Annotated in this window: 21 protein-coding genes; 13 read left to right on the top strand and 8 right to left on the bottom strand. The window is 68.8% G+C overall.

Going from position 1 to position 26,466, the window contains the following annotated elements:
• Positions 1 to 5 precede the first annotated feature (5 nt).
• Positions 6 to 1,166, top strand: coding sequence for an S-methyl-5-thioribose kinase (mtnK, locus tag OG504_RS41545; RefSeq protein ID WP_405994400.1), 1,161 nt, complete (start codon positions 6 to 8; stop codon positions 1,164 to 1,166).
• A gap of 24 nt (positions 1,167 to 1,190) precedes the next feature.
• On the opposite strand, the gene OG504_RS41550 is transcribed toward mtnK, so the two are convergent.
• From OG504_RS41550 to OG504_RS41570, 5 genes are all read right to left on the bottom strand, one after another.
• On the bottom strand, positions 1,191 to 1,751 hold the full coding sequence (locus tag OG504_RS41550) for an SMI1/KNR4 family protein (protein WP_405994401.1): 561 nt from the start codon (positions 1,749 to 1,751) through the stop codon (positions 1,191 to 1,193).
• Positions 1,752 to 1,838: 87 nt separating this feature from the next.
• Positions 1,839 to 3,455, bottom strand: coding sequence for an FAD-dependent oxidoreductase (locus tag OG504_RS41555; protein WP_405994402.1), 1,617 nt, complete (start codon positions 3,453 to 3,455; stop codon positions 1,839 to 1,841).
• A 9-nt stretch (positions 3,456 to 3,464) separates the two neighbouring features.
• Positions 3,465 to 5,003: a glycerol kinase GlpK gene (gene glpK / locus OG504_RS41560; protein WP_405994403.1), complete on the bottom strand. Its 1,539-nt coding sequence runs from the start codon at positions 5,001 to 5,003 to the stop codon at positions 3,465 to 3,467.
• 83 nt (positions 5,004 to 5,086) lie between these two features.
• Positions 5,087 to 5,866, bottom strand: coding sequence for an MIP/aquaporin family protein (locus OG504_RS41565; RefSeq protein WP_405994404.1), 780 nt, complete (start codon positions 5,864 to 5,866; stop codon positions 5,087 to 5,089).
• 379 nt (positions 5,867 to 6,245) lie between these two features.
• The gene (locus OG504_RS41570) at positions 6,246 to 7,019 is read right to left on the bottom strand and encodes an IclR family transcriptional regulator (RefSeq protein ID WP_033283721.1); all 774 of its coding nucleotides are present in this window, start codon (positions 7,017 to 7,019) and stop codon (positions 6,246 to 6,248) included.
• A 359-nt stretch (positions 7,020 to 7,378) separates the two neighbouring features.
• Here OG504_RS41570 and metH point away from each other — a divergent pair, with 359 nt between their 5' ends.
• The 3 genes from metH to OG504_RS41585 all read left to right on the top strand — a co-directional run bounded on the left by metH (position 7,379) and on the right by OG504_RS41585 (position 13,775).
• Complete coding sequence (metH, locus tag OG504_RS41575; protein ID WP_405994405.1) at positions 7,379 to 10,897, top strand: methionine synthase; 3,519 nt, start codon at positions 7,379 to 7,381, stop codon at positions 10,895 to 10,897.
• Between the two features lie 150 nt (positions 10,898 to 11,047).
• A complete protein-coding gene (locus tag OG504_RS41580) occupies positions 11,048 to 11,743 on the top strand; it encodes an HAD family hydrolase (RefSeq protein WP_405994406.1) in 696 nt (231 codons plus the stop codon).
• Between the two features lie 427 nt (positions 11,744 to 12,170).
• A complete protein-coding gene (locus OG504_RS41585) occupies positions 12,171 to 13,775 on the top strand; it encodes an ABC transporter substrate-binding protein (protein ID WP_405994407.1) in 1,605 nt (534 codons plus the stop codon).
• Positions 13,776 to 13,934: 159 nt separating this feature from the next.
• On the opposite strand, the gene OG504_RS41590 is transcribed toward OG504_RS41585, so the two are convergent.
• Together OG504_RS41590 and OG504_RS41595 are read right to left on the bottom strand one after the other, a co-directional pair.
• Entirely contained in the window at positions 13,935 to 14,606 is a 672-nt protein-coding gene (locus OG504_RS41590; RefSeq protein WP_019066105.1) for a response regulator transcription factor, read from the bottom strand.
• A gap of 178 nt (positions 14,607 to 14,784) precedes the next feature.
• Positions 14,785 to 15,810, bottom strand: a complete 1,026-nt coding sequence (locus OG504_RS41595) for a RecB family exonuclease (protein ID WP_405994408.1) — start codon at positions 15,808 to 15,810, stop codon at positions 14,785 to 14,787.
• Positions 15,811 to 16,549: 739 nt separating this feature from the next.
• Between OG504_RS41595 and OG504_RS41600 the strand changes: the two genes are divergently transcribed.
• The 3 genes from OG504_RS41600 to OG504_RS41610 all read left to right on the top strand — a co-directional run bounded on the left by OG504_RS41600 (position 16,550) and on the right by OG504_RS41610 (position 19,882).
• Complete coding sequence (locus tag OG504_RS41600) at positions 16,550 to 18,049, top strand: site-2 protease family protein (RefSeq protein WP_405996570.1); 1,500 nt, start codon at positions 16,550 to 16,552, stop codon at positions 18,047 to 18,049.
• Positions 18,050 to 18,099: 50 nt separating this feature from the next.
• Positions 18,100 to 19,005, top strand: a complete 906-nt coding sequence (locus tag OG504_RS41605; protein ID WP_366436185.1) for a tRNA (adenine-N1)-methyltransferase — start codon at positions 18,100 to 18,102, stop codon at positions 19,003 to 19,005.
• A gap of 295 nt (positions 19,006 to 19,300) precedes the next feature.
• Positions 19,301 to 19,882, top strand: a complete 582-nt coding sequence (locus OG504_RS41610; protein ID WP_366495634.1) for a hypothetical protein — start codon at positions 19,301 to 19,303, stop codon at positions 19,880 to 19,882.
• Between the two features lie 13 nt (positions 19,883 to 19,895).
• Here OG504_RS41610 and OG504_RS41615 read toward each other — a convergent pair whose 3' ends face one another.
• Positions 19,896 to 20,201 (bottom strand): ferredoxin, encoded by a 306-nt coding sequence (locus tag OG504_RS41615; protein WP_328686559.1) that lies wholly within the window; start codon positions 20,199 to 20,201, stop codon positions 19,896 to 19,898.
• A gap of 386 nt (positions 20,202 to 20,587) precedes the next feature.
• Between OG504_RS41615 and arc the strand changes: the two genes are divergently transcribed.
• The 6 genes from arc to prcA all read left to right on the top strand — a co-directional run bounded on the left by arc (position 20,588) and on the right by prcA (position 26,462).
• Positions 20,588 to 22,354 carry a proteasome ATPase gene (gene arc / locus OG504_RS41620; protein WP_033283729.1) on the top strand — a complete coding sequence of 589 codons (1,767 nt, stop codon included), beginning with the start codon at positions 20,588 to 20,590 and terminating at the stop codon, positions 22,352 to 22,354.
• A 244-nt stretch (positions 22,355 to 22,598) separates the two neighbouring features.
• Positions 22,599 to 24,110, top strand: coding sequence for a depupylase/deamidase Dop (gene dop / locus OG504_RS41625; protein ID WP_405994409.1), 1,512 nt, complete (start codon positions 22,599 to 22,601; stop codon positions 24,108 to 24,110).
• Positions 24,111 to 24,265: 155 nt separating this feature from the next.
• Entirely contained in the window at positions 24,266 to 24,484 is a 219-nt protein-coding gene (locus OG504_RS41630) for a ubiquitin-like protein Pup (protein WP_033283731.1), read from the top strand.
• A 251-nt stretch (positions 24,485 to 24,735) separates the two neighbouring features.
• Entirely contained in the window at positions 24,736 to 24,849 is a 114-nt protein-coding gene (locus OG504_RS41635) for a hypothetical protein (RefSeq protein WP_390165491.1), read from the top strand.
• On the top strand, positions 24,801 to 25,646 hold the full coding sequence (prcB, locus tag OG504_RS41640) for a proteasome subunit beta (protein ID WP_390165145.1): 846 nt from the start codon (positions 24,801 to 24,803) through the stop codon (positions 25,644 to 25,646). The genes OG504_RS41635 and prcB overlap by 49 nt, the downstream gene beginning before the upstream one ends.
• Positions 25,647 to 25,715: 69 nt before the next feature.
• Entirely contained in the window at positions 25,716 to 26,462 is a 747-nt protein-coding gene (gene prcA, locus OG504_RS41645) for a proteasome subunit alpha (protein ID WP_399001165.1), read from the top strand.
• The last annotated feature ends 4 nt before the right edge of the window (positions 26,463 to 26,466 follow it).

A 26,466-nucleotide genomic window follows, 5' to 3' on the forward strand; every position in this document is an offset into this window, starting at 1 on the left:
GTACGATGGGCTACCGCATCCTGGAGACCGACGACATCCCCGGCTACCTGCACGAGCGCGGCCACTGGGACGACGTGACCGACATCCACGTCCGTGAGGTCTCGGACGGCAACATGAACCGGGTGTTCCTCGCGTCGAACGCCGACGGCAGCCACAGCCTCGCCGTCAAGCAGGCGCTGCCCTGGGTGCGGGTCGCCGGCCCCTCCTGGCCGATGAGCCCCGAGCGCGCCGACGCCGAGGCGCGGGCGTACGAGCAGGTCGCGCGGGTCGCCCCGGACAAGATCCCGGCGATCCACGGCTACGACGCCGACAACTACGCCCTTGTCATGGAGGACATGTCCGACCTGGAGGTCCTGCGCACGGTCCTCAACGAGGGTGCGTCGTACGGCCCTGACACCTCGGCGCGGATCGGCGAGTTCGTCGCCCAACTCGCCTTCGCGACCAGCGACTTCGGGATGTCCTCCGCCGAGCGCAAGGCGCTGATCGCCACCTCGGTGAGCCCCGAGCTGTGCAAGATCACCGAGGACGTGGTCCTCTCCGAGCCGTACATCGAGCACGAACACAACCACTGGCTCCCGGAGTTGACGGACCTGGCCGCCGCCTTCCGGGCCGACACTCGCCTGCGTACGGAGGTCGCCGACCTCCGGTACACCTTCATGACCAGCGCCCAGGCCCTCCTCCACGGCGACCTGCACACCGGCAGCGTCATGGTCGGCGAGCGCGAAGGCGCCCCGGTGGTACGGGTCTTCGACCCCGAGTTCTCCTTCGTCGGCCCGATCGGCTACGACCTCGGCCTGTACTGGGCCAACGTGCTGGTGTCGGAGGAACGGGCGCGTGAGCTGGGCACGTTGACCGACCACGGCGACCAACTCCGGCTCTCCTGGGCGGCGTTCGAGACCGAGTTCCGCCGCCTCTGGCCGACCCGTGTCGACACCTTCTTCGACGACGCCTTCCTCGACCGCTTCCTCTCCCGCGTCTGGACCGACTCGGTCGGCTACGCCGGGACGGAGATCGTCCGCCGCATCATCGGCTTCGCCCACCTGACCGACCTGACGACGTTGCCGGATCCGGTTCCGGCGTCCCGGCGGACGTTGCTGCTGGGGCGTGAACTGATCGTGCGGCGCGAGGAGTTGACGTCGCCGGACCACATCAGGGCGCTGGCCTGAGAGGCCTCACTCCGTTGAGGGGCGTCACTCCGCGTCGAACCACTCCTTGCCGGCCGCCCAGTGCGCCACCCAGCCGGCGAACCCCGGCGCGGAGGTCGTGAACCCGAACTCCGCGCCGAACGGCATGGCGCCCACATCGGTGACGTGCCAGATGTGACCCCGCTGAGGGCCGGTGACGACAAGGTGCCAGTTCATCGCGCAGCCGTCGGTCCCGAGCACGATGGAACCGTGGTTGAGGACCTGCTCGACGACCGCGTCGGGGTCCTCGTAGGGCCCGTCGTCCTCCTCCCACAACCACCCCGCGGTGAGCGGGAACGGCTTGCCCAGGTCCCGGTCCTCCTCGCCGTCGCCCCAGTCGTCCGGCAACTCGGCCAGCCCCACCAGCCCGTACTCCGGCGGACCTTGGAACGACCCGTCGGACATCTCCGCCACGTACGTCCGGTACGGCTCCGGCAGCACCACCCCGTGCTCCGCCTCGAACGCACGCACCGCGTCCCAGCCGAGCGCCGACTCGCCGTCGTCGTCCACGCCGAACGCCGCCCGCAGCGCGGCGAGTTCATCGGCGGAGGCTTGATCGTTGTTCATACGCCCATGAAAACACCCGGCACTGACAACCGGGCACGCCAAAGGGGCGGCTCCCGTCCGGGAACCGCCCCTGTCATGCCGTAGCGCCTACTTCTTGTCGAGCAGGTCCTGGACCTTGCTCCGCACCTCGTCCGTGGCCAGACCCCGGATCGTCAGGGTCGTGCGGCGGCGGAGGACGTCGTCCTGGGTCTCGGCCCACTCGTGGTCGCGGGCGTAGACGACCTGGGCCCAGATCTCGGGGGCGTCGGGGTGGACGCGCCGGCCCAACTCCGGGTTCTCGTTGGCGAGTCGGGCGATGTCGAAGGCCAACGAGCCGTAGTGCGTGGCCAGGTGCTTCGCCGTGTCGGCGGCCATGCGCGGGCCCGGGGCCGGGTTGTCGACCAGGAGGCGGTGGGCGACCGCGCGCGGGTTGGCCACACCCGGGAGCGGGAGCTTCTTGGGGAGGGAGGAGATCGGCTCGAAGTCCTCGCCGAGCGGGCGGCCCGGGAGGGCCTCCAGCTTCTGCATGACCGTACGGCCGATGTGCCGGAAGGTCGTCCACTTGCCGCCCGCGACGGACAGCATGCCGCCCTTGCCCTCGGTCACCACCGTCTCGCGCTTGGCCTTGGCCGTGCTCCCGGGGCCGCCGGGCAGCACGCGGAGGCCCGCGAAGGAGTACGTGATCAGGTCACGGGAGAGCTGCTGGTCGCGGACCGAGAACGCGGCCTCGTCCAGGATCTGGGATATGTCCTTCTCGGTGACCGAGACATCCGCCGGGTCGCCCTCGTACTCCTCGTCGGTCGTGCCGAGCAGGAGCATGTCCTCCCAGGGGAGGGCGAAGGTGATGCGGTACTTGTCGATGGGGGTCGCGAGCGCGGCCTTCCAGGGGGAGGTGCGCTTCAGGACGAGGTGCGCGCCCTTGGACAGGCGGATGGACGGTGCCGCGTTCGGGTCCTCCATCTTGCGCAGGTGGTCGACCCACGGGCCGGTCGCGTTGAGCACCAGGCGGGCGCTCACGCCGAACTCGTCGCCGGAGGTGGTGTCGCGCAGCTCCGCGCCGGTCACCCGGCCCTGGGTGAAGCGCAGGCCGGTGACCTCGGCGTGGTTGAGGACGACCGCGCCCGCCTCGACGGCCGCGCGGACCGTCATCAGCGCCATGCGGGCGTCGTTCATCTGGTCGTCGCCGTACACGGCCACGGCCTTGAGGTTCTGGGTGCGCAGCTCGGGCACGTCCTGCGCCGCCTTGGCGGGGGACAGGAGGTGGCCGACGCCGTCACCGAACGCGGAGAGCGCGGAGTAGGCGAAGACGCCCGCCCCGAGCTTCGCCGCACCGTGCGGACCGCCCTTGTACACGGGGAGGTAGAACGTGAGCGGGTTCGCCAGGTGAGGGGCCACCTGGCGGGACACCGCACGGCGTTCGAAGTGGTTCTCCGCCACCAGCTTCACCGCGCCGGTCTGCAGGTAGCGCAGACCGCCGTGGAGGAGCTTGGAGGAGGCGGAAGAGGTGGCACCGGCGAAGTCGCCGGCGTCGACCAGGGCCACCCGCAGCCCGGACTGCGCGGCGTGCCAGGCGGTGGAGATGCCCAGGATGCCGCCGCCGATGACGAGGAGGTCGTACGTCGCCTTGGAGAGCTGCTCCCGGGTCTCGGCCCGGCTCGGGTTCGAGCCGGAGGCCGGGTGCGTACCGAGGGCAGGCACGGACTGCAGGGTGGACTGACTGGTCATGTGGGGTTCTTACTCCTCGTCCTCGAGCCAGCCCATGGTCCGCTCGACGGCCTTGAGCCAGCTCTTGTACTCACGGTCGCGCTTCTCCGCGGCCATGTTGGGGGTCCACTCGGCGGCCCGGCGCCAGTTGGCACGCAGGTCGTCGGTGCTGGTCCAGAAGCCGACGGCGAGGCCGGCGGCGTAGGCGGCACCGAGGCAGGTGGTCTCGGCGACCATCGGGCGCACCACGGGGGCGTCCACGAAGTCCGAGAGCGTCTGCATCAGCAGGTTGTTGGAGGTCATGCCGCCGTCGACCTTGAGCGCGGTCAGCTCGACACCGGAGTCCTTCGTCATGGCGTCCGTGATCTCACGGGTCTGCCAGGCGGTGGCCTCCAGGACGGCACGCGCGAGGTGCGCCTTCGTGACGTACCGGGTGAGACCGGCGATCACGCCGCGGGCGTCGGAGCGCCAGTACGGGGCGAACAGACCGGAGAAGGCCGGCACGAAGTAGGCGCCGCCGTTGTCCTCGACCGAGAGCGCGAGCGTCTCGATCTCGGCGGCGGTGGAGATGAGGCCCATCTGGTCGCGCATCCACTGCACCAGCGAACCGGTGACGGCGATCGAACCCTCCAGGGCGTAGACCGGCGCGTCATTGCCGATCCGGTAGCCGACCGTGGTCAGCAGCCCCGAGTAGGAGTTGATGATCTTCTCGCCGGTGTTCATCAGCATGAACGTGCCGGTGCCGTACGTGGACTTGGCCTCGCCCTCGGCGAAACAGGTCTGGCCGAACAGGGCCGCCTGCTGGTCACCGAGCGCGGAGGCGACCGGGATGCCGCCGAGCAGCTCGCCGAGACGGCCGCCGGTGACCTCGCCGTAGACCTCGGCGGAGGAGCGGATCTCCGGGAGCATGTTCATCGGGACGCCGATGGACTCGGCGATCTTCTCGTCCCACTCCAGGGTGTGCAGGTTCATCAGCATGGTGCGGGAGGCGTTGGTGACGTCGGTGTAGTGCTTGCCGCCGTTGACACCGCCCGTCAGGTTCCAGATGACCCAGCTGTCCATGGTGCCGAAGAGGATGTCGCCCGCCTCGGCGCGCTCGCGCAGGCCCTCGACGTTGTCGAGCAGCCAGCGGGCCTTGGGTCCTGCGAAGTACGACGCGAGGGGGAGACCCGTCTCGCGGCGGAAGCGGTCCTGACCGACGTTGCGCCCCAGCTCCTTGCAGAGCGCGTCGGTGCGGGTGTCCTGCCAGACGATGGCGTTGTGGACGGGCTCACCGGTGTTCTTGTCCCAGAGGAGGGTCGTCTCGCGCTGGTTGGTGATGCCGATGGCCTTGATGTCGTCGCGGGTGATGCCGGCCTTCTCGATGGCGGAGGCGACGACCTCCTGGACGTTGGTCCAGATCTCGGTGGCGTTGTGCTCGACCCAGCCCGGCTTCGGGAAGATCTGCTCGTGCTCCTTCTGGTCGACGGAGACGATACGGCCGTCCCGGTCGAAGACGATGCAACGGCTGGAGGTCGTGCCCTGGTCGATGGCCGCGATGAACGGTCCGGCGGTGTGCGCGTCGGTCACTGTGTGCTCCTGAGGGGTTCCGTGGTCATGAGGACTGGTTCTACTGCTGCTTCAGTGCTCGGAGTTCCGGTTCTCGTCCGGTTCTAAGCAAAGGCGAGGTTGTAGATACCCGCAGCGATCGCGCCGCCGATCAGCGGTCCGACGACCGGGATCCAGGCGTAGCTCCAGTCGGAGCCGCCCTTGTTGGGCAGCGGCAGGAGCGCGTGCACGATGCGCGGGCCCAGGTCACGGGCCGGGTTGATGGCGTAACCGGTCGGGCCGCCGAGCGACAGACCGATGGAGACGACCACGAACGCGGTGATCAGGGCGCCCAGGGTGCCGAGACCGTTGCCCTTGTCGTTCAGACCCTGCGTCAGGATGGCGAGGATCAGGACGACGGTGCCGATGATCTCCGTGGCGAGGTTCTGCACCACGTTGCGGACCTCAGGACCGGTGGAGAAGATGCCCAGGACAGGTCCGGCGCCCTTCTCCTCGGCCTCGACGGCCTTGGCCGCCGGTTCGCCGACGATCTCCTTGTCCGTGAGGTGGGCCTGGAACTGGCCGTAGTAGGCCACCCAGACGAGGGTCGCGCCGATCATGGCGCCGAGCAGCTGCCCGGCCCAGTAGATCGGGACGTTGTCCCAGCCACCGTCCTTGATCGCGAGTGCGAGCGTCACGGCCGGGTTGAGGTGGGCGCCGGAGAGCGGTGCCGAGATGTACACGGCCGTCATGACGGCGAAACCCCACCCGAAGGCGATGGCGAGCCAGCCGGCGTTACGGGCCTTGGAGGCCTTCAGCGTGACGGCGGCGCAGACGCCACCGCCCAGCAGGATGAGCACGGCGGTACCTATGGTCTCGCCGATGAAGATGTCGGAGCTGGACACCCGCGACTCCTTTGTCCTTCGTCCAGGGAAGCCGAACCCCGGGTCCCGCCGGGGGTTCGTGCGCCCTCGGGGATGAGAGCGATGCCGGCCTTTGGCGTTGCCACACTCTAGCGCGTATTGCCGGTAGGTGTTCGACAATGCCGACCGATGGACGGGAGTCTTGCTCCGGGGTTACAGGCGCGTCAAGAGTGCTGTTATCGAAAACACGATCGTTATTGATTGCTGTGGGCTATCGATCTCACGGTCGATGCGGACGGCTATCAGATGGACACCGTGTGTGGTGATTTGGCGTTTTGGCCGACTTTGTCATCCACAGTACGACTGATACCGGAACGTCGGCATGACGTTCCGGTGAGTTCCCGCTGTGAATCCGCTGAGCTCAGAACCGCCCGGCGCCGAGATCCCGCGACACCGCGCGGGCGCAGTCCCGTACCGCGGCGATCAGCTCGGGGCGCAGCGCGCCGTCCTCGTCGGGCCGGCACAGCCGTTCCACCGCGCCCGTGATGCCGACCGCGCCGACGGGCATGCGCCGCCGGTCGTGGATGGGGGCGGCGATGGACGCGACGCCCTCCCAGGTCTCCTCGACGTCGGCCGCGTATCCACGCGCGCGTGTCACGTCGAGGATGTGCTCGAAGTCGGCGAGCTCGGACACCGTGCGGTCGGTGAAGGGCTTGCGGTCGGCCTCCAGGGCCTCGCTGTGCGCGACCGGGTCGTAGGCCGACAGGACCTTGCCCAGGGCCGTGGAGTGCAGCGGCTGCATGGCCCCGATCTCCAGGACCTGGCGGCTGTCGTCGGGGCGGAAGACGTGGTGCACGATCAGGACACCGTGCTGATGCAGCACTCCCAGGTGCACGCTTTCGCCGCTGGAGCGGGCCAGGTCGTCCGTCCAGACCAGGGCGCGTGCCCGTAGTTCGTGGACGTCGAGGTAGGTGGTGCCCAGGCGCAGCAGTTCGGCGCCGAGCTGATAGCGCCCGGAGACGTCGTCCTGCTCGACGAAGCCCTCCTGCTGGAGGGTGCGCAGGATGCCGTGGGCGGTGCCCTTGGCGAGACCGAGCGACGAGGCGATGTCCGAGAGGCCGAGCCGTCGCTCGCCGCCCGCGAGCAGGCGCAGCATCGCGGCCGCCCGTTCGAGCGACTGGATGTTCCGTGCCATCGCCGTACTGCCTCCGTCCCGTTCGACCGTCGACGCGCGACGTCGCTGCCGCCGTTCGGCAATGTCGAACACTACCGGTCCATGCCGACCTCCCGCTAATGGTCGGCCGATTCCGGTCACGTCTCTGTTAGGTCACTCGTCGCGAGAACCTAGACGGCGTTGACCCGCCCGTCACCCCGGTCCGCGTCCCTTTCACCCCGGTCCGCCTCCACGCCACCCGGTCCGCCCCATGGACGCATCGAGCATCCCTCGGCCCGACCCCGTTACCCTGGCGACGTGCACGCTCCCCGGGGAGTTCCGTGAGAGGTTCCCTGGGAAGCCGCAAAGCCGACAGCCGTCGCACTCCAGGGAGCCCCTTCATGGCCTCGTCGCCACTGACCCCTTCTGCCGACAGCCGGACCCGTGTGTCCGCGCTCCGAGAGGCACTCGCCACCCGCGTGGTGGTCGCCGACGGAGCCATGGGCACCATGCTCCAGGCGCAGGACCCCACACTCGAGGACTTCGAGAACCTCGAGGGCTGCAACGAGATCCTGAACATCACCCGCCCGGACATCGTCCGCTCGGTCCACGAGGAGTACTTCGGCGTCGGCGTGGACTGCGTCGAGACGAACACCTTCGGCGCGAACCACTCCGCGATGGCCGAGTACGACATCCCCGAGCGCGTCCACGAACTCTCCGAGGCCGGCGCCCGCATCGCCCGCGAGACCGCCGACGACTTCACCGCCCGCGACGGCCGCCAGCGCTGGGTCCTCGGCTCCATCGGCCCCGGCACCAAGTTGCCGACCCTCGGCCACATCGGCTACGCCACCCTCCGCGACGGCTTCCGGGCCAACGCCGAGGGTCTCCTCGCCGGCGGCGCCGACGCCCTGATCGTGGAGACCACCCAGGACCTCCTCCAGACCAAGTCGTCGATCCTGGGCGCCCGCCGCGCCATGGAGGCGACCGGCGTCGACGTACCCCTGCTCGTCTCGATGGCCTTCGAGACCACCGGCACGATGCTCCTGGGTTCCGAGATCGGCGCCGCGCTCACCGCGCTGGAGCCCCTCGGCATCGACATGATCGGCCTGAACTGCTCGACCGGGCCCGCCGAGATGAGCGAGCACCTGCGCTACCTGGCCCGACACTCCCGCACCCCGCTGCTCTGCATGCCGAACGCGGGCCTGCCCATCCTCACCAAGGACGGCGCCCACTTCCCGCTCGACCCCGAGGGCCTGGCCGACGCGCAGGACCACTTCGTCCGCGACTACGGCCTGAGCCTGGTCGGCGGCTGCTGCGGTACGACCCCCGAGCACCTGCGCCGGCTCGTTGAGCGGGTCCGTGAGGCCACCCCGACCGAGCGTCACCCCCAGCCCGAGCCCGGCGCCGCCTCGCTCTACCAGACGGTGCCGTTCCGGCAGGACACCGCCTATATGGCGATCGGTGAGCGTACGAACGCGAACGGTTCGAAGAAGTTCCGTGAGGCCATGCTGGAGGGCCGCTGGGACGACTGCGTGGAGATGGCCCGTGACCAGATCCGCGAGGGCGCCCACATGCTGGACCTCTGCGTGGACTACGTCGGCCGCGACGGCGTCGCCGACATGGAGGAACTCGCCGGCCGCTTCGCCACCGCCTCCACCCTCCCCATCGTCCTGGACTCCACCGAAGTCCCGGTCATCCGGGCCGGGTTGGAGAAGCTCGGCGGCCGCGCGGTCATCAACTCCGTCAACTACGAGGACGGCGACGGCCCCGAGTCCCGTTTCGCGAAGGTCACCAAGCTCGCCCAGGAGCACGGCGCCGCGCTCATCGCGCTGACCATCGACGAGGAGGGCCAGGCGCGCACCCCGGAGCACAAGGTCGCCATCGCCGAGCGGCTGATCGGGGACCTGACGGCGAACTGGGGCATCCACGAGTCGGACATCCTCATCGACACCCTGACCTTCACCATCTGCACCGGCCAGGAGGAGTCCCGCGGCGACGGCATCGCCACCATCGAGGCGATCCGCCGCCTCAAGGCCGCCCACCCCGACGTCCAGACCACGCTGGGCCTCTCGAACATCTCCTTCGGCCTCAACCCGGCCGCCCGCGTCCTGCTCAACTCCGTCTTCCTCGACGAGTGCGTCAAGGCGGGCCTGGACTCGGCGATCGTGCACGCCTCGAAGATCCTGCCGATCGCCCGCTTCACCGAGGAGGAGGTGAAGACGGCCCTCGACCTGGTCTACGACCGCCGCGCGGAGGGCTACGACCCGCTGCAGAAGCTGATGGCCCTCTTCGAGGGCGCCACCACGAAGTCCCGGACGGCGGGCCGGGCCGAGGAGCTGGCCGCGCTCCCGCTGGAGGAGCGGCTCAAGCGGCGGATCATCGACGGCGAGAAGAACGGCCTGGAGGCCGACCTCGCCGCCGCGCTGGAGACCCGCCCGGCCCTGGACATCGTCAACGCGACGCTCCTGGACGGCATGAAGGTCGTCGGCGAGCTGTTCGGCTCCGGGCAGATGCAGCTGCCGTTCGTGCTCCAGTCCGCCGAGGTGATGAAGACCGCGGTCGCCTATCTGGAGCCGCACATGGAGAAGTCGGACGCGGAGGGCAAGGGCACCATCGTGCTGGCCACGGTGCGCGGCGACGTCCACGACATCGGCAAGAACCTCGTCGACATCATCCTGTCCAACAACGGCTACACCGTCGTCAACCTCGGCATCAAGCAGCCGGTCTCCGCGATCCTGGAGGCCGCCGAGGAGCACCGCGCCGATGTCATCGGCATGTCGGGCCTCCTGGTCAAGTCCACGGTGATCATGAAGGAGAACCTCCAGGAGCTCAACCAGCGCAGGATGGCCGCCGATTACCCGGTCATCCTGGGCGGCGCCGCGCTGACGAGGGCCTACGTCGAGCAGGACCTGCACGAGATCTACGAGGGCGAAGTCCGTTACGCCCGCGACGCGTTCGAGGGGCTGCGCCTGATGGACGCCCTGATCGGCGTCAAGCGGGGCGTGCCCGGCGCGAAGCTGCCCGAGCTGAAGCAGCGCCGGGTGCGGGCGACGGCGGCCGTCACAGAGGCCGAGGAGCGTCCCGAGGAGGGCCACGTCCGCTCCGACGTCGCCGTCGACAACCCGGTCCCCACTCCGCCGTTCCGCGGCACCCGGGTCGTCAAGGGCATCCAGCTCAAGGAGTACGCGTCCTGGCTGGACGAGGGCGCCCTCTTCAAGGGCCAGTGGGGCCTCAAGCAGGCCCGCACCGGCGACGGCCCGACCTACGAGGAACTCGTCGAGACCGAGGGCCGCCCGCGTCTGCGCGGCCTCCTGGACAGGCTCCAGACCGACAACCTCCTCGAAGCGGCCGTGGTCTACGGCTACTTCCCCTGTGTGTCCAAGGACGACGACCTGATCATCCTGGACGAGCAGGGCAACGAGCGCACCCGCTTCACCTTCCCGCGCCAGCGCCGCGGCCGCCGCCTGTGCCTGGCCGACTTCTTCCGCCCGGAGGAGTCCGGTGAGACCGATGTGGTCGGCTTCCAGATCGTCACCATGGGCAACCGCATCGGCGAGGAGACCGCCAAGCTCTTCGAGGCGAACTCCTACCGCGACTACCTCGAACTGCACGGCCTGTCCGTCCAGTTGGCCGAGGCGCTCGCCGAGTACTGGCACGCGCGCGTGCGCTCCGAACTCGGCTTCGCCGGCGAGGACCCCACGGACGTCGAGGACATGTTCGCCCTCAAGTACCGCGGCGCCCGCTTCTCCCTCGGCTACGGCGCCTGCCCCGACCTGGAGGACCGCGCGAAGATCGCCGACATGCTGGAGCCGGAGCGCATCGGCGTCCACCTCTCCGAGGAGTTCCAGCTGCACCCGGAGCAGTCCACGGACGCGATCGTCATCCACCACCCGGAGGCGAAGTACTTCAACGCGCGCTGAGCGACCTCGGAGCGCTGAATACACAGGCGCGCTGAACGGACGAGCACACTGATCGGATAAGTCGTACACTGGTCGGTCCACCGCAGGCCGGTCGCCCTTGTTGGTATCAGGGGCGGCCGGCCTGATCGTCCCTCAAGGAGGTGCGCCAGGATGACCAGCACGGTCCCCGCGCTCGGAACCCGTACGGCCGAAGGCTCAGCACTCCAGGCCGTACTCCTCGACATGGACGGAACCCTGGTGGACACCGAGGGCTTCTGGTGGGAGGTCGAGGTCGAGGTCTTCGCCGCCCTCGGACACACCCTCGACGACTCCTGGCGCCATGTCGTGGTCGGCGGCCCCATGACCCGTAGCGCCGGCTTCCTGATCGAGGCCACCGGCGCCGACATCACACTCGCCGAGCTGTCCGTCCTGCTCAACGCGGGCTTCGAGGACCGCATCGGGCGCACCCTGCCGCTGATGCCGGGCGCTGCCAGACTCCTGGCCGAGCTGGCGGAGTACGAGATCCCCACAGCCCTGGTCTCCGCCTCGCACCGGCGCATCATCGACCGCGTCCTGACCGCGCTCGGCCCCCAGCACTTCGCGCTGACGGTCGCCGGTGACGAGGTCGCGCGCACCAAGCCGTACCCCGACCCGTATCTGCTGGCCGCCGCCGGACTCGGTGTGGACCCGGCCCGCTGTGCCGTCGTGGAGGACACCGCGACCGGTGTCGCGGCGGCGGAGGCTGCGGGCTGTCTGGTGGTGGCCGTGCCGTCCGTGGCGCCCATCGCCCCGGCCGCCCGGCGCACCGTCGTGACCTCCCTGGAAGTCGTCGACCTGGCATTTCTGCGCGGACTGATGGCCGGCTGATGACGGAAATGCGTCAGCTGTTCACCGAGCGTGCAAAGTCCAATGGGATCAACGGGAAAGGAATTCGGCCGCGGTCGATCGGCCGAATTCCGTTGCGCTCCAACTGAGTTGAAGCGTGTGAGGTTCCCCACGTGCGTGAGGGTCGACAATATCGTCGCCCTGTGCTGTTCACCCCATTTCTGAGGCCGATCGCGCACCCTTGTGTCCCGATTGGTGAAACCCTGCACTAATCCTTCCCTCGACGGGTTTTCGGTCTGTCCACGGCCGGTTCCGCTGCGTGATGGGAACTCAACTACGGTGACCGTGAACCCCCGTGCGGGTCCGGACTAATCTCAACGCGAGAACATCGCCCTTACCCCCGTGATCGACATCACCACCCCATGTATGTCGGGTACACGGACTCGAACAGCTCTGGAGAAACTCCCGCATGAACCGCAAGACTTTGGTGCTGCCGGCCGTCGTCGGCCTGCTCGCGCCGGTGCTCGCCGCGTGTGGCGGCTCCGGCAGCGGGAGTTCCAGCGACGATGCGATCATCGTCGGCACCACGGACCGGTTCGAGGCGACGAAGGACGCTCCGGCGCCGCTCGACCCCGCCTACGCCTACGACGTCGGTACCTGGAACATCCTGCGCCAGACCATTCAGACGCTGATGATCCAGCCCAAGGGCGAGGGCGACCCGGTCCCCGAGGCCGCCGAGAAGTGCGGCTTCACCGACACCGGCAACGAGCGCTACGCCTGCACCCTGCGCGAGGGTCTGAAGTTCGCCAACGGCGACAAGATCACCGCGGAAGATGTGAAGTATTCCATCGACCGCGCGATGCGCATCAAGGCCGACAGCGGCGTGTTCGCCTTGCTGTCGACCGTCGACACCATCGAGACCCAGGGCGACCGCGACGTCATCTTCCACCTGAAGACGGCCGACGCCACGTTCCCGTACAAGCTGTCCACTCCCGTCGCCGGAATCGTGAATCCGGACGACTACCAGAAGGACAAGCTGCGCGACGGCTTCGACATCGACGGCTCCGGCCCGTACACCCTCTCGGCGTCCACGAAGGACGACGCGATCACCACGGCCACGTTCACCAAGAACCCCAATTACAAGGGTGCTTTGAAGGTGAACAACAGCAAGGTCGAGATGCGTTCCTTCGCTGACGCCGACGCCATGGGCGCCGCGATCAGCAAGGGCGACATCGACGTCATGACGCGCACCATGTCGCCGGAGCAGATCCAGAAACTCAGCGACGACACGGACGGCGACGTCGACCTCGTCGAGATGCCCGGCCTCGAAATCCGCTACCTGGGCTTCAACACCAATGCCCCGACCGTGAAGACGAAGGCCGTACGCGAGGCGATGGCCCAGATCATCGACCGCGGCGAACTCGTCTCCAAGGTCTACGGCACCGAGGCCGAGCCGCTCTACTCCATGGTCCCGGCGACCATCACGGGTCACTCGAACTCGTTCTTCAACAAGTACGGCGACCCGAGCGTCTCCAAGGCCAAGACGATGATGGAGCAGGCCAACATCACCACTCCGGTGAAGCTGACCCTGAACTACACGACCGACCACTACGGTTCGGCCACCAAGGAAGAGTTCGAGCAGCTCCAGAAGCAGCTCAACGACAGCGGCCTGTTCGACGTCAGCATCAAGGGCACCCCCTGGTCGACGTTCCGCCCGGCCGAGCAGAAGGGCAAGTACGACGTCTACGGGATGGGCTGGTTCCCGGACTTCCCCGACGCCGACAACTACCTTGCGCCGTTCCTCGACAAGGACAACACCCTCGGCTCGCCGTACGTCAGCACCAAGATCAGGAGCACCCTGATCCCGGAGTCCCGCCGCGAGGCCGACCGGCTCGCCGCCTCCAAGAGCCTCACGGCCATCCAGGACATCGTCGCCACCGACGTCCCGCTGATCCCGCTGTGGCAGGGCAAGCAGTACGTCGCCGCCCGCGACGACGTCACGGGCACCGCGTACGCGCTCAACTCCTCCTCGACCCTCCAGCTCTGGGAGCTGGGCCGAGGCGTGGGCAACTGACCGCGCACTCGCGCACGCCGAACAAGCTCGACTAAGTGGCCGGTCCCGCCGAACGCGGCGGGACCGGCCACTGGCCTTTCGGCCCGGACCCGCAGACACGAAGAGGGCGCCCCCGTCAGGAAGGGGCGCCCTCTTTCGTACGTACCCGGTGCCTAGTGCCTACTGCGCGCCGGGGCGCACCAGCCCGCTCTCGTACGCGTACACCGCGGCCTGGACCCGGTCGCGCAGGCCCAACTTGGTGAGGACGTGCCCCACATGCGTCTTGACGGTGGTCTCGCTGACGAACAGGTCGGCGGCGATCTCCGCGTTCGACAGCCCGCGCGCCACCAGCTTCAGCACCTCGACCTCACGCTCGGTCAAGGTGTGCAGAGCATCCGGGACGGGCTCGTCACCGGACGGCAGATGCCCGGCGTACTTGTCGAGCAGCCGCCGCGTGATGCTGGGCGCCAGCATGGCCTCACCGGCGGCCACCACACGGATCGCCTGCACCAGTTCGTTCGCCGGAGCGTCCTTGAGCAGGAAGCCACTGGCACCGGCCCGCAACGCCTCCACGACGTACTCGTCGAGATCGAAGGTGGTCAGCACCAGCACCTTCGCCGGACCGTCCCGACCGGGACCGGTGATCTGCCGGGTCGCCTCCACCCCGTCCATCCGCGGCATACGGATGTCCATCAGCACCACATCGGGCTGCAGAGCCCGCACCTGGTCGAGCGCCTGCAGACCGTCACCGGCCTCCCCGACGACCGCGAGATCCTGCTCCGCCTCCAGAATCATCCGGAACCCGGTTCGCAGCAGCGGCTGGTCATCAACCAGTAGGACGCGGATGGCCACGTGAATCTCCTTCGCTAGCCCGGGCCCATTCTGCCCTGCGCGACGCCGGGCGACTCGACCGGCCTTGGGGGCGGCTGTCGGGTCTTGGTGGAAGCGGGTGTCGGGACACGGTTCGCTGTGTCCGGGCTTGTGGCGAGGGGGGCGCAGGGACCCCTTTGGCGGAAGGTCGGTTCGTCGCCTATGACCCCTTGGTGGAGAGTCCGTCCGCGGCCTCCGGACCCGAGGCGCCTTCAGCGGAAACCCCGCCAGCCGCCTCGACATCCCCGTCAGAACCGCCGTCGGCCCGCCGTACCGGCAAGGGATACGGCGGGGGAGTGCCGCCGAACTCCGGGCACACCTCCTGGTGGTCGCACCAGCCGCACAGCTTGGTCGGGCGCGGGCGCCAGTCGCCCGTCTCCGTGGCCAGCCGGATCGCCTCCCACAGGGCCAGCAGCTTGCGCTCCACCCGCTCCAGGTCGGCGATGACGGGGTCGTACGTCACCACGTCCCCACTGCCCAGATACACCAGCTGAAGCCGCCGCGGGACGACCTGCTTCAGCCGCCAGACCACCAGGGCGTAGAACTTCATCTGGAACAGCGCACCCTCGGCATACTCGGGCCGAGGCGCCTTGCCCGTCTTGTAGTCGACGATCCGCACATCGCCTGTGGGCGCCACATCTACCCGGTCGATGATCCCGCGCAGCCTCAGCCCCGAATCCAGCTCGGCCTCGACGAACATCTCCCGCTCGGCGGGCTCCAGCCGCGTCGGATCCTCAAGGGAGAACCACCGCTCGACCAGCCGCTCCGCCTCCCCGAGCCAGCGCGCCAGCCGCTCGCCCTCCGGATCGTCGGCGAACAGCTCCACGACCTCCGGCCGGGACTCCCGCAGCCGGTCCCACTGCCCGGGGATCAGCGACTTGGCCCGCGGCGCCGTACGCTCGGCCGCCGGCGCGTCGAAGAGTCGCTCCAGCACCGAGTGCACCAGGGTCCCCTTGGTCGCCGCCTCGCTGGGCTTCTGAGGGAGCCGGTCGATCACCCGGAACCGGTACAGCAACGGGCACTGCATGAAGTCACTGGCACGCGAGGGCGACAACGAGGCAGGCGCTATGGCGACGCGCTCGACCACGTCCGCCGTCCCCGTCTCCACCGTCACCGCCGCGGTCGGCTCCGCCGCCGCGCCCTCGTCGCCGACTGTCCCCGCGACGCCCTCCGCACTGGTCTCCATGCCCACAGACCTTACGGCCCGCCACTGACAGTGACCCGATCCCGGCCGACGAGCCCGCGACGGCCGGGGAAACGCGGGGGGTGCCGGGGCGGAACGCGTCCCGACCGCCGCATACCATCGACCCGAGACCCCTCCGCCCGGTTGGTGCGGAGGATGCTTCGAACGAGGGGACACCGTGGACGAGAGCGGCGGGAGCGGGCAGCCGCGGTCCGGCACCAACGAGCCGACCGAACACGCCCCGGGTGCCACGACCCCGGCCACCGCCCCCGGCACCCCCGAACCGAAACCCGACGACTCCACCGACCAGAAGCCCGAGACCTCCCCGCAGGCGCGCGGGGACGCGAGCGCGCCGTCCGGAGAGGGCAGGGACGGGAGCACGTCGTCCGGAGAGCACGGGGCCACGGGTACGTCGTCCGAGGACCGCGGGGATGTGAACAGGCCGTCCGGCGAGCGCGGGGCCACGGGTACGTCGCCCGAGGACCGCCGGGACGCGAGCACGTCGTCCGTAGAACACGGGTACACGGGTACGTCATCTGCGGACCGCGAGGACGCGAGTACGCCTTCCCAGGTCCACGGCGACGGGAACACCTCACCCGGAGAGCGTGGAACCACGGTCGCGTCGTCCCAGGACCACGGGGACGCGAGCACGTCGTCCGGGGAGCGTGAGGCAACAGACGCGCCGTCCCAGGGCCGCGACGAGGCGACCACGTCGCTCGAACACAGCACGCGTGACGACGACTTGGAGCAGGGCGCATCGTCCGGGCCTGCCGCAGAGGATCGTACGGAGCAGGGATCACCGTCCGTCTCCGCCGCGAACGGCGCCCCGGAGACGGAGACGCCCGCAGGTTCCTCCGACCCCGCCACACACCGCCGTACGGAGACGGACGCTACGTCCGCGACCACCACGAACCACCGCACGTCGCCCGCCCATCTGAACGGTGAGCCGAAGCGCGACAGCGCGTCCACGGGCAGCGACCACGACGGCACCCCCAGCCACCCGAACCTCCCCTACGCCCACACCGACCCCAACGCCCAACCCCACGCAGACCCCCGGATCGCCAAGGGACGCCCCCCACAGCGCCCCAAGGAGCCCGGTGGCGGGCTGCTGATGGGGCGGCCCTTCGGTGTGCCCGTCTACGTCGCGCCCAGCTGGTTCCTCGTGGCCGCGCTCATCACCTGGGTGTTCGGCGGGCAGCTCGACCGCGTGCTGCCCGAGCTGGGCGCCGCCCGCTACCTCGTGGCCCTCTTCTTCGCCGTCGCCTTCTACGGCTCGGTCCTGGTGCACGAGCTCGCCCACACCGTCGCCGCGCTCCGCTTCAAACTCCCGGTCCGCCGCATCCAGTTGCAGTTCTTCGGGGGAGTCTCCGAGATCGAGAAGGAGGCCGAGACCCCCGGCAGGGAGTTCGTGCTGGCCTTCGTCGGCCCGCTGCTCTCGCTGATCCTCTCGGGCATCTTCTACCTGGCCATGCTGCCCACCGAACCCGGCACCGTCCCCGGCGTCCTGCTGGCCGGACTGATGGTCTCCAACCTCATCGTGGCCGCCTTCAACCTGCTGCCCGGCCTGCCCCTCGACGGCGGCCGCATGCTCCGCGCCGTCGTCTGGAAGATCACCGGCAGGCCCATGAGCGGCACGATCGCCGCCGCCTGGGTCGGCCGCGCCCTCGCCGTCTCCGTCCTGATCGGTCTGCCGCTGCTCACCCAGACCGGCGCCCTCGGCACCAACACCGAGGACATCAGCGGCATGGACACCGTCACGGACGCGCTGCTCGCCGCGATCCTCGCCGCGATCATCTGGACCGGCGCAGGCAACAGCCTCCGTATGGCCCGACTCCGTGAACACCTCCCGGAACTCCGTGCCCGCAACCTCACCCGCCGCGCGGTCCCCGTCGAGACCAACACCCCGCTCTCCGAAGCCCTGCGCCGCGCCAACGCCGCCGGCGCCCGCGCCCTGGTCGTCGTCGACGCCGACGGCCAGCCCCTCTCCCTCGTCCGCGAGGCCGCCATCGTCGGCGTCCCCGAACACCGCCGCCCCTGGGTCTCCGTCAGCGGCCTCGCCCAGGACCTCACGGACGGCATGCGCGTCTCCGCGGAACTGGCCGGAGAGGACCTCCTGGACGCCCTGCGCGCGACCCCCGCCACCGAGTACCTCGTCATCGAGGAGACCGGCGAGATCTACGGCGTCCTGTCCGCCGCCGACGTCGAGCGCGCCTTCGTGAAGGCCATGGCCCGCCCCAACTGACGCACGCGCGCGTGGTCGGCGGCCCCCGTAAACGCCGGTAGGCTGGTCACATGTCCGAACCGACCGGTGCCGCCCGCAGGCGCGGGCCCTTCAAGGTCGGGGACCAGGTTCAGCTGACCGACCCCAAGGGCCGCCACTACACGTTCACGCTCGAAGCCGGGAAGAATTTCCACACCCACAAGGGTTCCTTCCCGCACGACGAACTGATCGGTGCTCCCGAGGGCAGCGTTGTCCGCACCACCGGCAACGTCGCCTACCTCGCGCTGCGCCCCCTGCTCCCCGACTACGTCCTGTCCATGCCCCGCGGCGCCGCCGTGGTCTACCCCAAGGACGCGGGGCAGATCCTGGCCTTCGCCGACATCTTCCCCGGCGCACGCGTCGTGGAAGCCGGCGTCGGCTCCGGCTCGCTCAGCAGCTTCCTGCTGCGCGCCATCGGCGACCAGGGCATGCTGCACTCCTACGAGCGCCGCGAGGACTTCGCCGAGATCGCCCAGCAGAACGTGGAGCGCTACTTCGGCGGCCCGCACCCCGCCTGGCAGCTCACCGTCGGCGACCTCCAGGACAACCTGTCCGACCTGGACGTCGACCGCGTCATCCTCGACATGCTCGCCCCCTGGGAGTGCCTGGAGGCCGTCTCCAAGGCGCTCGTGCCCGGCGGCATCCTGTGCTGCTACGTCGCGACCACCACCCAGCTCGCGCGGACCGTCGAGTCCATCCGCGAGATCGGCTCCTTCAACGAGCCGACCGCCTGGGAGACGATGCTCCGCAACTGGCACGTCGAGGGCCTGGCCGTCCGCCCCGACCACCGGATGATCGGCCACACCGGCTTCCTCCTCACCGCCCGCCGCCTCGCGGACGGCGTCGAGCCCCCCATGCGCCGCCGCCGCCCCGCCAAGGGTGCCTACGGCGAGGACTACGACGGCCCCAATGCCGCCGGTGGCGCCGCCGGCCGCTGAGCCGCACACAAGGGCGGCCCTGTGCCGCACTCAACGCACGAACGCCGTGGCCGAGTTCCCGGAAATCCTCCGGAACTCGGCCACGGCGTCTTTCTTCTGACGCACCGACCGACGCACCGACCGACGCACCGACCGACGCACCGACCGACGTGCCGACTTCCGCCGTACCGACCCCGTCGGACCCTCCCGTGTGACCGGGCGAACGAACTGTCGACCCCGCCGTTCCCCCGCACCGTGCCGTGTGGCAGCATGCAGGCCACCCCCACCGGCACAGCCCTCACAGGAGACACTCCTAGTGCAGCACTCCGCCGTCCCGGAACTGGAACTGGCACACACCACCACCCGTCCCATCCACTGGGTCGCCACCGCCACGGCTCTCGCCGGCGTCGTGGCTCTCTCCTCGGGCCTGCAGCCCGACTCCGCGCACGCCGCCCAGGCCGCCGGTCCGCAGACCAAGTCCGCGCCCGCCGCCTCGGCCCCCGCGACCACAGGAGTCGCCTTCCCCCTCGACTGCGGCCCCGTGAAGGCCGTCGTACAGAAGAAGGCATCCGGGGACCTCGACGGCGACGGCCGGCCGGAGACGGTCGCCGTGGTCCACTGCGACGCGGGCATGGGTACCCCGCCCGACGGCGTCTACGTCCTCACCCAGGGAGCGGGCGCCGCCAAGCCGCGCGTCGTCGCCACCCTGGTCGCCCCGAAGGCCCGCGAGACCGTCACCGACTTCTCCGTACGCGACGGCGCGGTGCTCGCGACCCTGCTCGGCTACTCGACGGCGGACGTGCCCAGTTGCTGCCCCGACGTGAAGGAAACCGCCAAGTGGCAGTGGCAGAACGGCACGTTCGTCCGCTCCACCCCCGGCAACGCCCAGAACGTCTGACCCCCGCCGTCCCTCAGGCCGCGTCGGGCCCGTACACCTCGACCCGGTCCGCGACCCGGCGCACATGAATGCAGTCCCCGGGGCACTCCTTGGCGGAGTCCACGACGTCGACCAACAACGGCAACGGCACGAGCGTGGTGGCGCCCTTGTCCTGCAGCAGCTCGTCGTCCGGGCTCTTCACATAGGCCAGGCCGTCGATGTCCAGCTCGAAGACCTCGGGGGCGTACTGGGCGCAGATGCCGTCGCCGGTACAGAGGTCCTGGTCGATCCAGACCTCCAGCGCCTCGCCGTCGGCCGCGGCCTCGTCCTGCACGGTGATGTCTCCTGTTTCCGCCGGGTGTTGGACATCGTCGACCCTACCTCCGACCGCCCGAGCGACCTTTCTCCGCGATCTCAGGTTTCACGCCCCCGCATGACGGACACTGTCCGCATGGACACTCTCAGTCAGGGGCGCCTTGGCCGGTTTCCGTCGGGCGCAGAACCCGCCCGCACGGCAACTCACGTCCACCGTGAAGGGTTTTGACCAACCCGGCCTTGGAACAGTCCGCTTCTGAATCACGTTGAGTGGGTATCCACACGGCGTGAGGGAGAGCGCAGGGTGACCGACGACACACCTTGACAGTCTTTGTGATCTAGGGGTTTCAATCGACACCCACCCAGGTAGGGTCTGGAAGCGTCCAGCTCCCCTTGGAGGAGGTGAGGACCGTGGCAGCCCACGACGACGACATGAACCGCGGCATCCGCCCGGGACGAGGGTCCGACGACCCGTCCGGGCAGATTGCCTACCTTGAGCAGGAGATCGCCGTCCTGCGACGTAAGCTCGCCGACTCTCCGCGACACACGAGGATTCTCGAAGAGCGGATCGTCGAGCTGCAGACCAATCTGGCCGGGGTGTCCGCCCAGAACGAGCGACTCGCCAACACGCTCCGTGAGGCCCGCGACCAGATCGTGGCCCTCAAGGAAGAAGTCGACCGGCTCGCACAGCCGCCGGCCGGCTTCGGTGTCTTCCTCGTGGCCAACGAGGACGGCACAGCGGACATCTTCACCGGCGGTCGCAAACTGCGGGTGAACGTCAGCCCAAGCGTGGAACTCGAAGAGCTCCGCCGCGGCCAGGAAGTAATGCTCAACGAAGCGCTCAACGTGGTCGAGGCCATGGAGTACGAGCGCGTCGGCGACATCGTCACCCTCAAGGAGATCCTCGAGGACGGCGAACGCGCCCTCGTGGTGGGGCACACCGACGAGGAGCGGGTGGTGCGGCTCGCCGAGCCGCTGCTGGACATCACCATCCGCCCCGGCGACGCCCTGCTGCTCGAACCACGATCCGGCTACGTCTACGAGATCGTCCCGAAGAGCGAGGTCGAGGAACTCGTCCTCGAAGAGGTCCCCGACATCGGCTACGAGCAGATCGGCGGTCTGGGCGGCCAGATCGAGATGATCCGCGACGCGGTCGAACTGCCGTACCTCTACCCCGACCTCTTCAAGGAGCACGAACTGCGGCCGCCCAAGGGCGTCCTGCTGTACGGGCCTCCTGGATGCGGCAAGACGCTCATCGCCAAGGCCGTCGCCAACTCGCTGGCCAAAAAGGTCGCCGAGGTCACCGGCCAGGCCACCGGCAAGAGCTTCTTCCTCAACATCAAGGGTCCCGAGCTCCTCAACAAGTACGTCGGTGAGACCGAGCGGCAGATCCGCCTGGTCTTCCAGCGTGCTCGTGAGAAGGCCTCTGAGGGCACCCCCGTCATCGTCTTCTTCGACGAGATGGAATCCCTCTTCCGCACCCGTGGTTCCGGTGTCAGCTCGGACGTGGAGAACACCATCGTCCCGCAGCTGCTCGCCGAGATCGACGGCGTGGAAGGCCTGCAGAACGTGGTCGTCATCGGCGCCTCGAACCGCGAGGACATGATCGACCCCGCCATCCTGCGCCCCGGCCGCCTGGACGTGAAGATCAAGATCGAGCGTCCCGACGCCGAGGCCGCCAAGGACATCTTCGCCAAGTACCTCACCGAACGCCTCCCGCTCCACCCCGACGACGTCGGCGAGCACAGCGGCGACAAGACCACCACCGTCCAGAGCATGATCCAGACGGCCGTGGAACACATGTACACGGAATCCGAGGAGAACCGCTTCCTGGAGGTCACCTACGCCAACGGTGACAAGGAAGTCCTCTACTTCAAGGACTTCAACTCCGGTGCCATGATCGAGAACATCGTGGGCCGGGCCAAGAAGATGGCCATCAAGGACTTCCTCGACCACAAGCAGAAGGGCATCCGCGTCTCGCACCTCCTCCAGGCGTGCGTGGACGAGTTCAAGGAGAACGAGGACCTGCCCAACACCACCAACCCGGACGACTGGGCCCGGATCTCCGGAAAGAAGGGCGAACGGATCGTCTACATCCGTACGCTCATCACCGGCAAGCAGGGCGCCGACACCGGACGCTCCATCGACACGGTGGCGAACACCGGTCAGTACCTGTAAAGAGCAGGGCGGCTGCGGGTGCCCTCGGCGGGTACCCGCAGCCGACTGTTTTTCAGGCCATGACCGAACAAGGGGCGCGCGAGGCAATGACGCAAATGATCTCCCCACCAGCGCAAAGCCGTTCTAGGCTCTTCGGTACCGCCGAGTCGCGCAGTGCGGGGACGGGCACCGCACACGCACCGGAGCGCCAGCGGTACTTGAGCAGCGTCCCCGACCGAGGGCGCCGCCGGGCAAGGAGGGCCGCATGACCGTACGGCGAGTAATGGGCATCGAGACGGAGTACGGGATCTCCGTCCCCGGCCACCCCAACGCCAATGCCATGCTCACCTCGTCCCAGATCGTCAACGCCTACGCGGCGGCGATGCACCGGGCCCGGCGGGCCCGCTGGGACTTCGAGGAGGAGAACCCGCTGCGGGACGCGCGAGGCTTCGACCTCGCCCGGGAGGCCGCCGACTCCAGCCAGCTCACCGACGAGGACATCGGCCTCGCCAATGTCATCCTCACCAACGGCGCACGGCTCTACGTCGACCACGCACACCCGGAGTACAGCTCCCCGGAAGTCACCAACCCCATGGACGCCGTCCTGTGGGACAAGGCCGGCGAGCGCATCATGGCGGAAGCGGCGGAACGAGCGGCCCAACTCCCGGGCGCCCAGCCGATCCACCTCTACAAGAACAACACCGACAACAAGGGCGCCTCGTACGGCACGCACGAGAACTACCTGATGAAGCGGGAGACCCCCTTCTCGGACATCGTGCGCCACCTGACGCCCTTCTTCGTCTCGCGCCAGGTCGTCACCGGAGCGGGCCGCGTCGGCATCGGCCAGGACGGGCACGAGCACGGCTTCCAGCTCAGCCAGCGCGCCGACTACTTCGAGGTCGAGGTCGGCCTGGAGACCACCCTCAAGCGCCCGATCATCAACACTCGCGACGAACCGCACGCGGACGCCGAGAAGTACCGCCGACTGCACGTGATCATCGGCGACGCGAATCTCTCCGAGATCTCGACCTACCTCAAACTCGGCACGACAGCCCTCGTCCTCTCCATGATCGAGGACGGCTTCATCGCCGTCGACCTGGCCGTGGACCAGCCCGTCCGCACCCTCCACCAGGTCTCCCACGACCCCACGCTCAAGCGCCTGGTCACCCTCCGCAGCGGCCGGACCCTCACTGCGGTCCAGCTGCAGATGGAGTACTTCGAGCTCTCCCGCAAATACGTCGAGGAGCGCTACGGCTCCGACGCGGACGACCAGACCAAGGACGTCCTGGCCCGCTGGGAGGACACGCTCAACCGCCTGGAGAACGACCCGATGAGCCTGGCCGGCGAACTGGACTGGGTCGCCAAGCGGGAGCTCATGGAGGGCTACCGGCGCCGCGACAGCCTCGACTGGGACGCGGCCCGGCTGCAGCTGGTCGACCTCCAGTACGCGGACGTACGGGCCGAGAAGGGCCTCTACAACCGCCTGGTGGCCCGCGGCCGTATCAAGCGCCTGCTGGACGAGGACACGGTCGAGAAGGCCCGCACGCAGCCCCCGGAGGACACGCGCGCGTACTTCCGCGGCCGCTGCCTGGAGCAGTACGCCGACGACGTCGCCGCCGCCTCCTGGGACTCCGTGATCTTCGACCTCCCGGGCCGGGACTCGCTTCAGCGCGTCCCAACCCTCGAACCGCTTCGCGGAACGCGTAATCACGTCAAGGAGCTCCTTGACCGCTGTCGAACTGCGGAAGACCTGGTCAGGGTCCTGTCGGGCGGCTGACAGGACCCTCGGATCCCCGGTGCCGGACAGGGTGGAATGTCCGGTGGCCGGGAATCATCGAGGTGGCCGCCGTACGTTGTAGGAACTGCGGGGCCGATGTCAGTCCCTGCAAGTAGGGTCTGATCAAGAACGTCGAACCGAGCGGGGTGAGGGTTATGGCGACCAAGGACACCGGCGGCGGACAGCAGAAGGCGACGCGCTCCACGGAGGAGGTCGAAGAGCAGGTCGAGGAAGCACAGGCGACCGACGACCTCAAGGAGCGCCACGAGAAGCTGAGCGACGATGTCGACTCGGTTCTGGACGAGATCGACGATGTCCTCGAGGAGAACGCCGAGGACTTCGTGCGCTCCTTCGTTCAGAAGGGCGGCCAGTAGGTCGCTCTACCCTTCGATTCGAAGGTGAACGGGGTGGCGTGGTGGCAGGCGAGTCGAAGATGAAGTGCTGCGTGCGGTGCGGCGAGGCCAAGCCGCACGCAGTCTTCGCATCCGGGCGCACGAATCACGTGCGATTCGGGGCGAGCCGGCCGCGGTCTGAGCGGCTTGCGAATGCCTGCTCCGTTCATGTGGATCACTGCCAGTAGACGGGTAGGGTCCGTGGCGTACTGTGCTTCAACTGCAATTCGGCCATCGGCAAGTTGGGAGTTGATCCCGACGCTGTTCGTCGGGCTGCCGCCTACTTGGAAGGATCCTCGTGGAAGCCAACACTCGTAGCCCCGGGCGTCTACCGGCTGCCTTCCTGACGCCTGGGTCGTCGTCCTTCATGGACTTCCTCTCCGACCATCAGCCGGAGATGCTCCCGGGCAACCGGCAACTGCCGCCCATGCAGGGCGTCATCGAGGCACCGCACGGCACGACGATCGTGGCCGTCACGTTCCCCGGCGGCGTGGTGCTCGCCGGTGACCGGCGGGCCACCATGGGCAATGTCATCGCGCAGCGGGACATCGAGAAGGTGTTCCCCGCGGACGAGTACTCGGCCGTCGGTATCGCCGGCACCGCCGGACTCGCCGTCGAGATGGTCAAGCTCTTCCAGTTGGAGCTGGAGCACTTCGAGAAGGTCGAAGGCGCCCAACTCTCCCTGGAGGGCAAGGCGAACCGACTGTCCACCATGATCCGTTCCAACCTCGGCATGGCCATGCAGGGCCTGGCCGTGGTCCCGCTCTTCGCCGGTTTCGACGTGGACCGCGGCGTCGGCCGCATCTTCTCCTACGACGTGACGGGCGGCCGCTCCCAGGAGCACGGCTACGCGGCCACCGGCTCCGGCTCGGTCTTCGCACGCGGTGCCATGAAGAAGCTCTTCCACGACGGACTGACCGAGGCCGAGGCCACGACCCTGGTGGTCCAGGCGCTCTACGACGCGGCCGACGACGACTCGGCGACCGGTGGTCCCGATGTCGCCCGCCGGATCTACCCGATCGTCACCGTGATCACCGAGGACGGCTTCCGCCGGCTCACCGACGACGAGTCCTCCGAGATCGCCCGCTCGATCCTGGAGCGGCGACTGCAGCAGCCCGACGGCCCGCGCGCCGCGCTGCTCTGACCGAGGGCCCGTTCGTCACAAGGTGATCCACTGATTTCGACGGAACTTTAAAGAGAGGGACGGATACCGGTGTCGACGCCGTTCTATGTCTCACCCCAGCAGGCGATGGCCGACCGGGCGGAGTACGCCCGCAAGGGCATCGCCCGTGGCCGCAGCCTGGTCGTGCTGCAGTTCGCCGACGGCATTGTCTTCGTCGGCGAGAACCCGTCCCGTGCGCTGCACAAGTTCAGCGAGATCTACGACCGGATCGGGTTCGCGGCCGCCGGAAAATACAACGAGTACGAGAACCTGCGGATCGGCGGCGTCAGGTACGCCGACATGCGCGGTTACACCTACGACCGTGCGGATGTGACGGCCCGCGGTCTCGCCAACGTCTACGCCCAGACGCTCGGCACGATCTTCTCCAGTGCGGCCGAGAAGCCGTACGAGGTGGAGCTGGTCGTCGCGGAGGTCGGGGACACTCCGGACGGCGATCAGATCTACCGGCTGCCGCACGACGGTTCGATCGTGGACGAGCACGGCTCGGTCGCGGTCGGTGGCAACGCCGAGACGATCAGCAGCTATCTGGACCAGCGTCACCGCGACGGCATGACCCTCGCGGAGGCGCTCAAGCTGGCCGTGCAGTCCCTGTCCCGTGACACGAACGGCAGTGAGCGGGAGATCCCCGCGGAGCGCCTGGAGGTCGCGGTCCTGGACCGTACGCGTCCGCAGGCCCGCAAGTTCAAGCGCATCGTCGGCCGTCAGCTGTCCCGCCTGCTGGAGGGCGAGAACGCGGACACGTCGTCGGAGGAGTCCGACGCCGACGACGAGGAGTGAGTCG

The organism is Streptomyces sp. NBC_00986 (genome assembly GCF_045162565.1).
In the GTDB taxonomy this organism is placed as follows: Bacteria; Actinomycetota; Actinomycetes; order Streptomycetales; family Streptomycetaceae; genus Streptomyces.

Bases quoted from the DNA above. Each gene is read 5' to 3' on its own strand.
- mtnK (WP_405994400.1), top strand. From the start codon at position 6: ATGGGCTACCGCATCCTGGAGACCGACGACATCCCCGGCTACCTGCAC.
- OG504_RS41550 (WP_405994401.1), bottom strand. From the start codon at position 1,751: ATGAACAACGATCAAGCCTCCGCCGATGAACTCGCCGCGCTGCGGGCG.
- OG504_RS41555 (WP_405994402.1), bottom strand. From the start codon at position 3,455: ATGACCAGTCAGTCCACCCTGCAGTCCGTGCCTGCCCTCGGTACGCAC.
- OG504_RS41570 (WP_033283721.1), bottom strand. From the start codon at position 7,019: ATGGCACGGAACATCCAGTCGCTCGAACGGGCGGCCGCGATGCTGCGC.
- metH (WP_405994405.1), top strand. From the start codon at position 7,379: ATGGCCTCGTCGCCACTGACCCCTTCTGCCGACAGCCGGACCCGTGTG.
- OG504_RS41580 (WP_405994406.1), top strand. From the start codon at position 11,048: ATGACCAGCACGGTCCCCGCGCTCGGAACCCGTACGGCCGAAGGCTCA.
- OG504_RS41585 (WP_405994407.1), top strand. From the start codon at position 12,171: ATGAACCGCAAGACTTTGGTGCTGCCGGCCGTCGTCGGCCTGCTCGCG.
- OG504_RS41595 (WP_405994408.1), bottom strand. From the start codon at position 15,810: ATGGAGACCAGTGCGGAGGGCGTCGCGGGGACAGTCGGCGACGAGGGC.
- OG504_RS41605 (WP_366436185.1), top strand. From the start codon at position 18,100: ATGTCCGAACCGACCGGTGCCGCCCGCAGGCGCGGGCCCTTCAAGGTC.
- dop (WP_405994409.1), top strand. From the start codon at position 22,599: ATGACCGTACGGCGAGTAATGGGCATCGAGACGGAGTACGGGATCTCC.
- OG504_RS41630 (WP_033283731.1), top strand. From the start codon at position 24,266: ATGGCGACCAAGGACACCGGCGGCGGACAGCAGAAGGCGACGCGCTCC.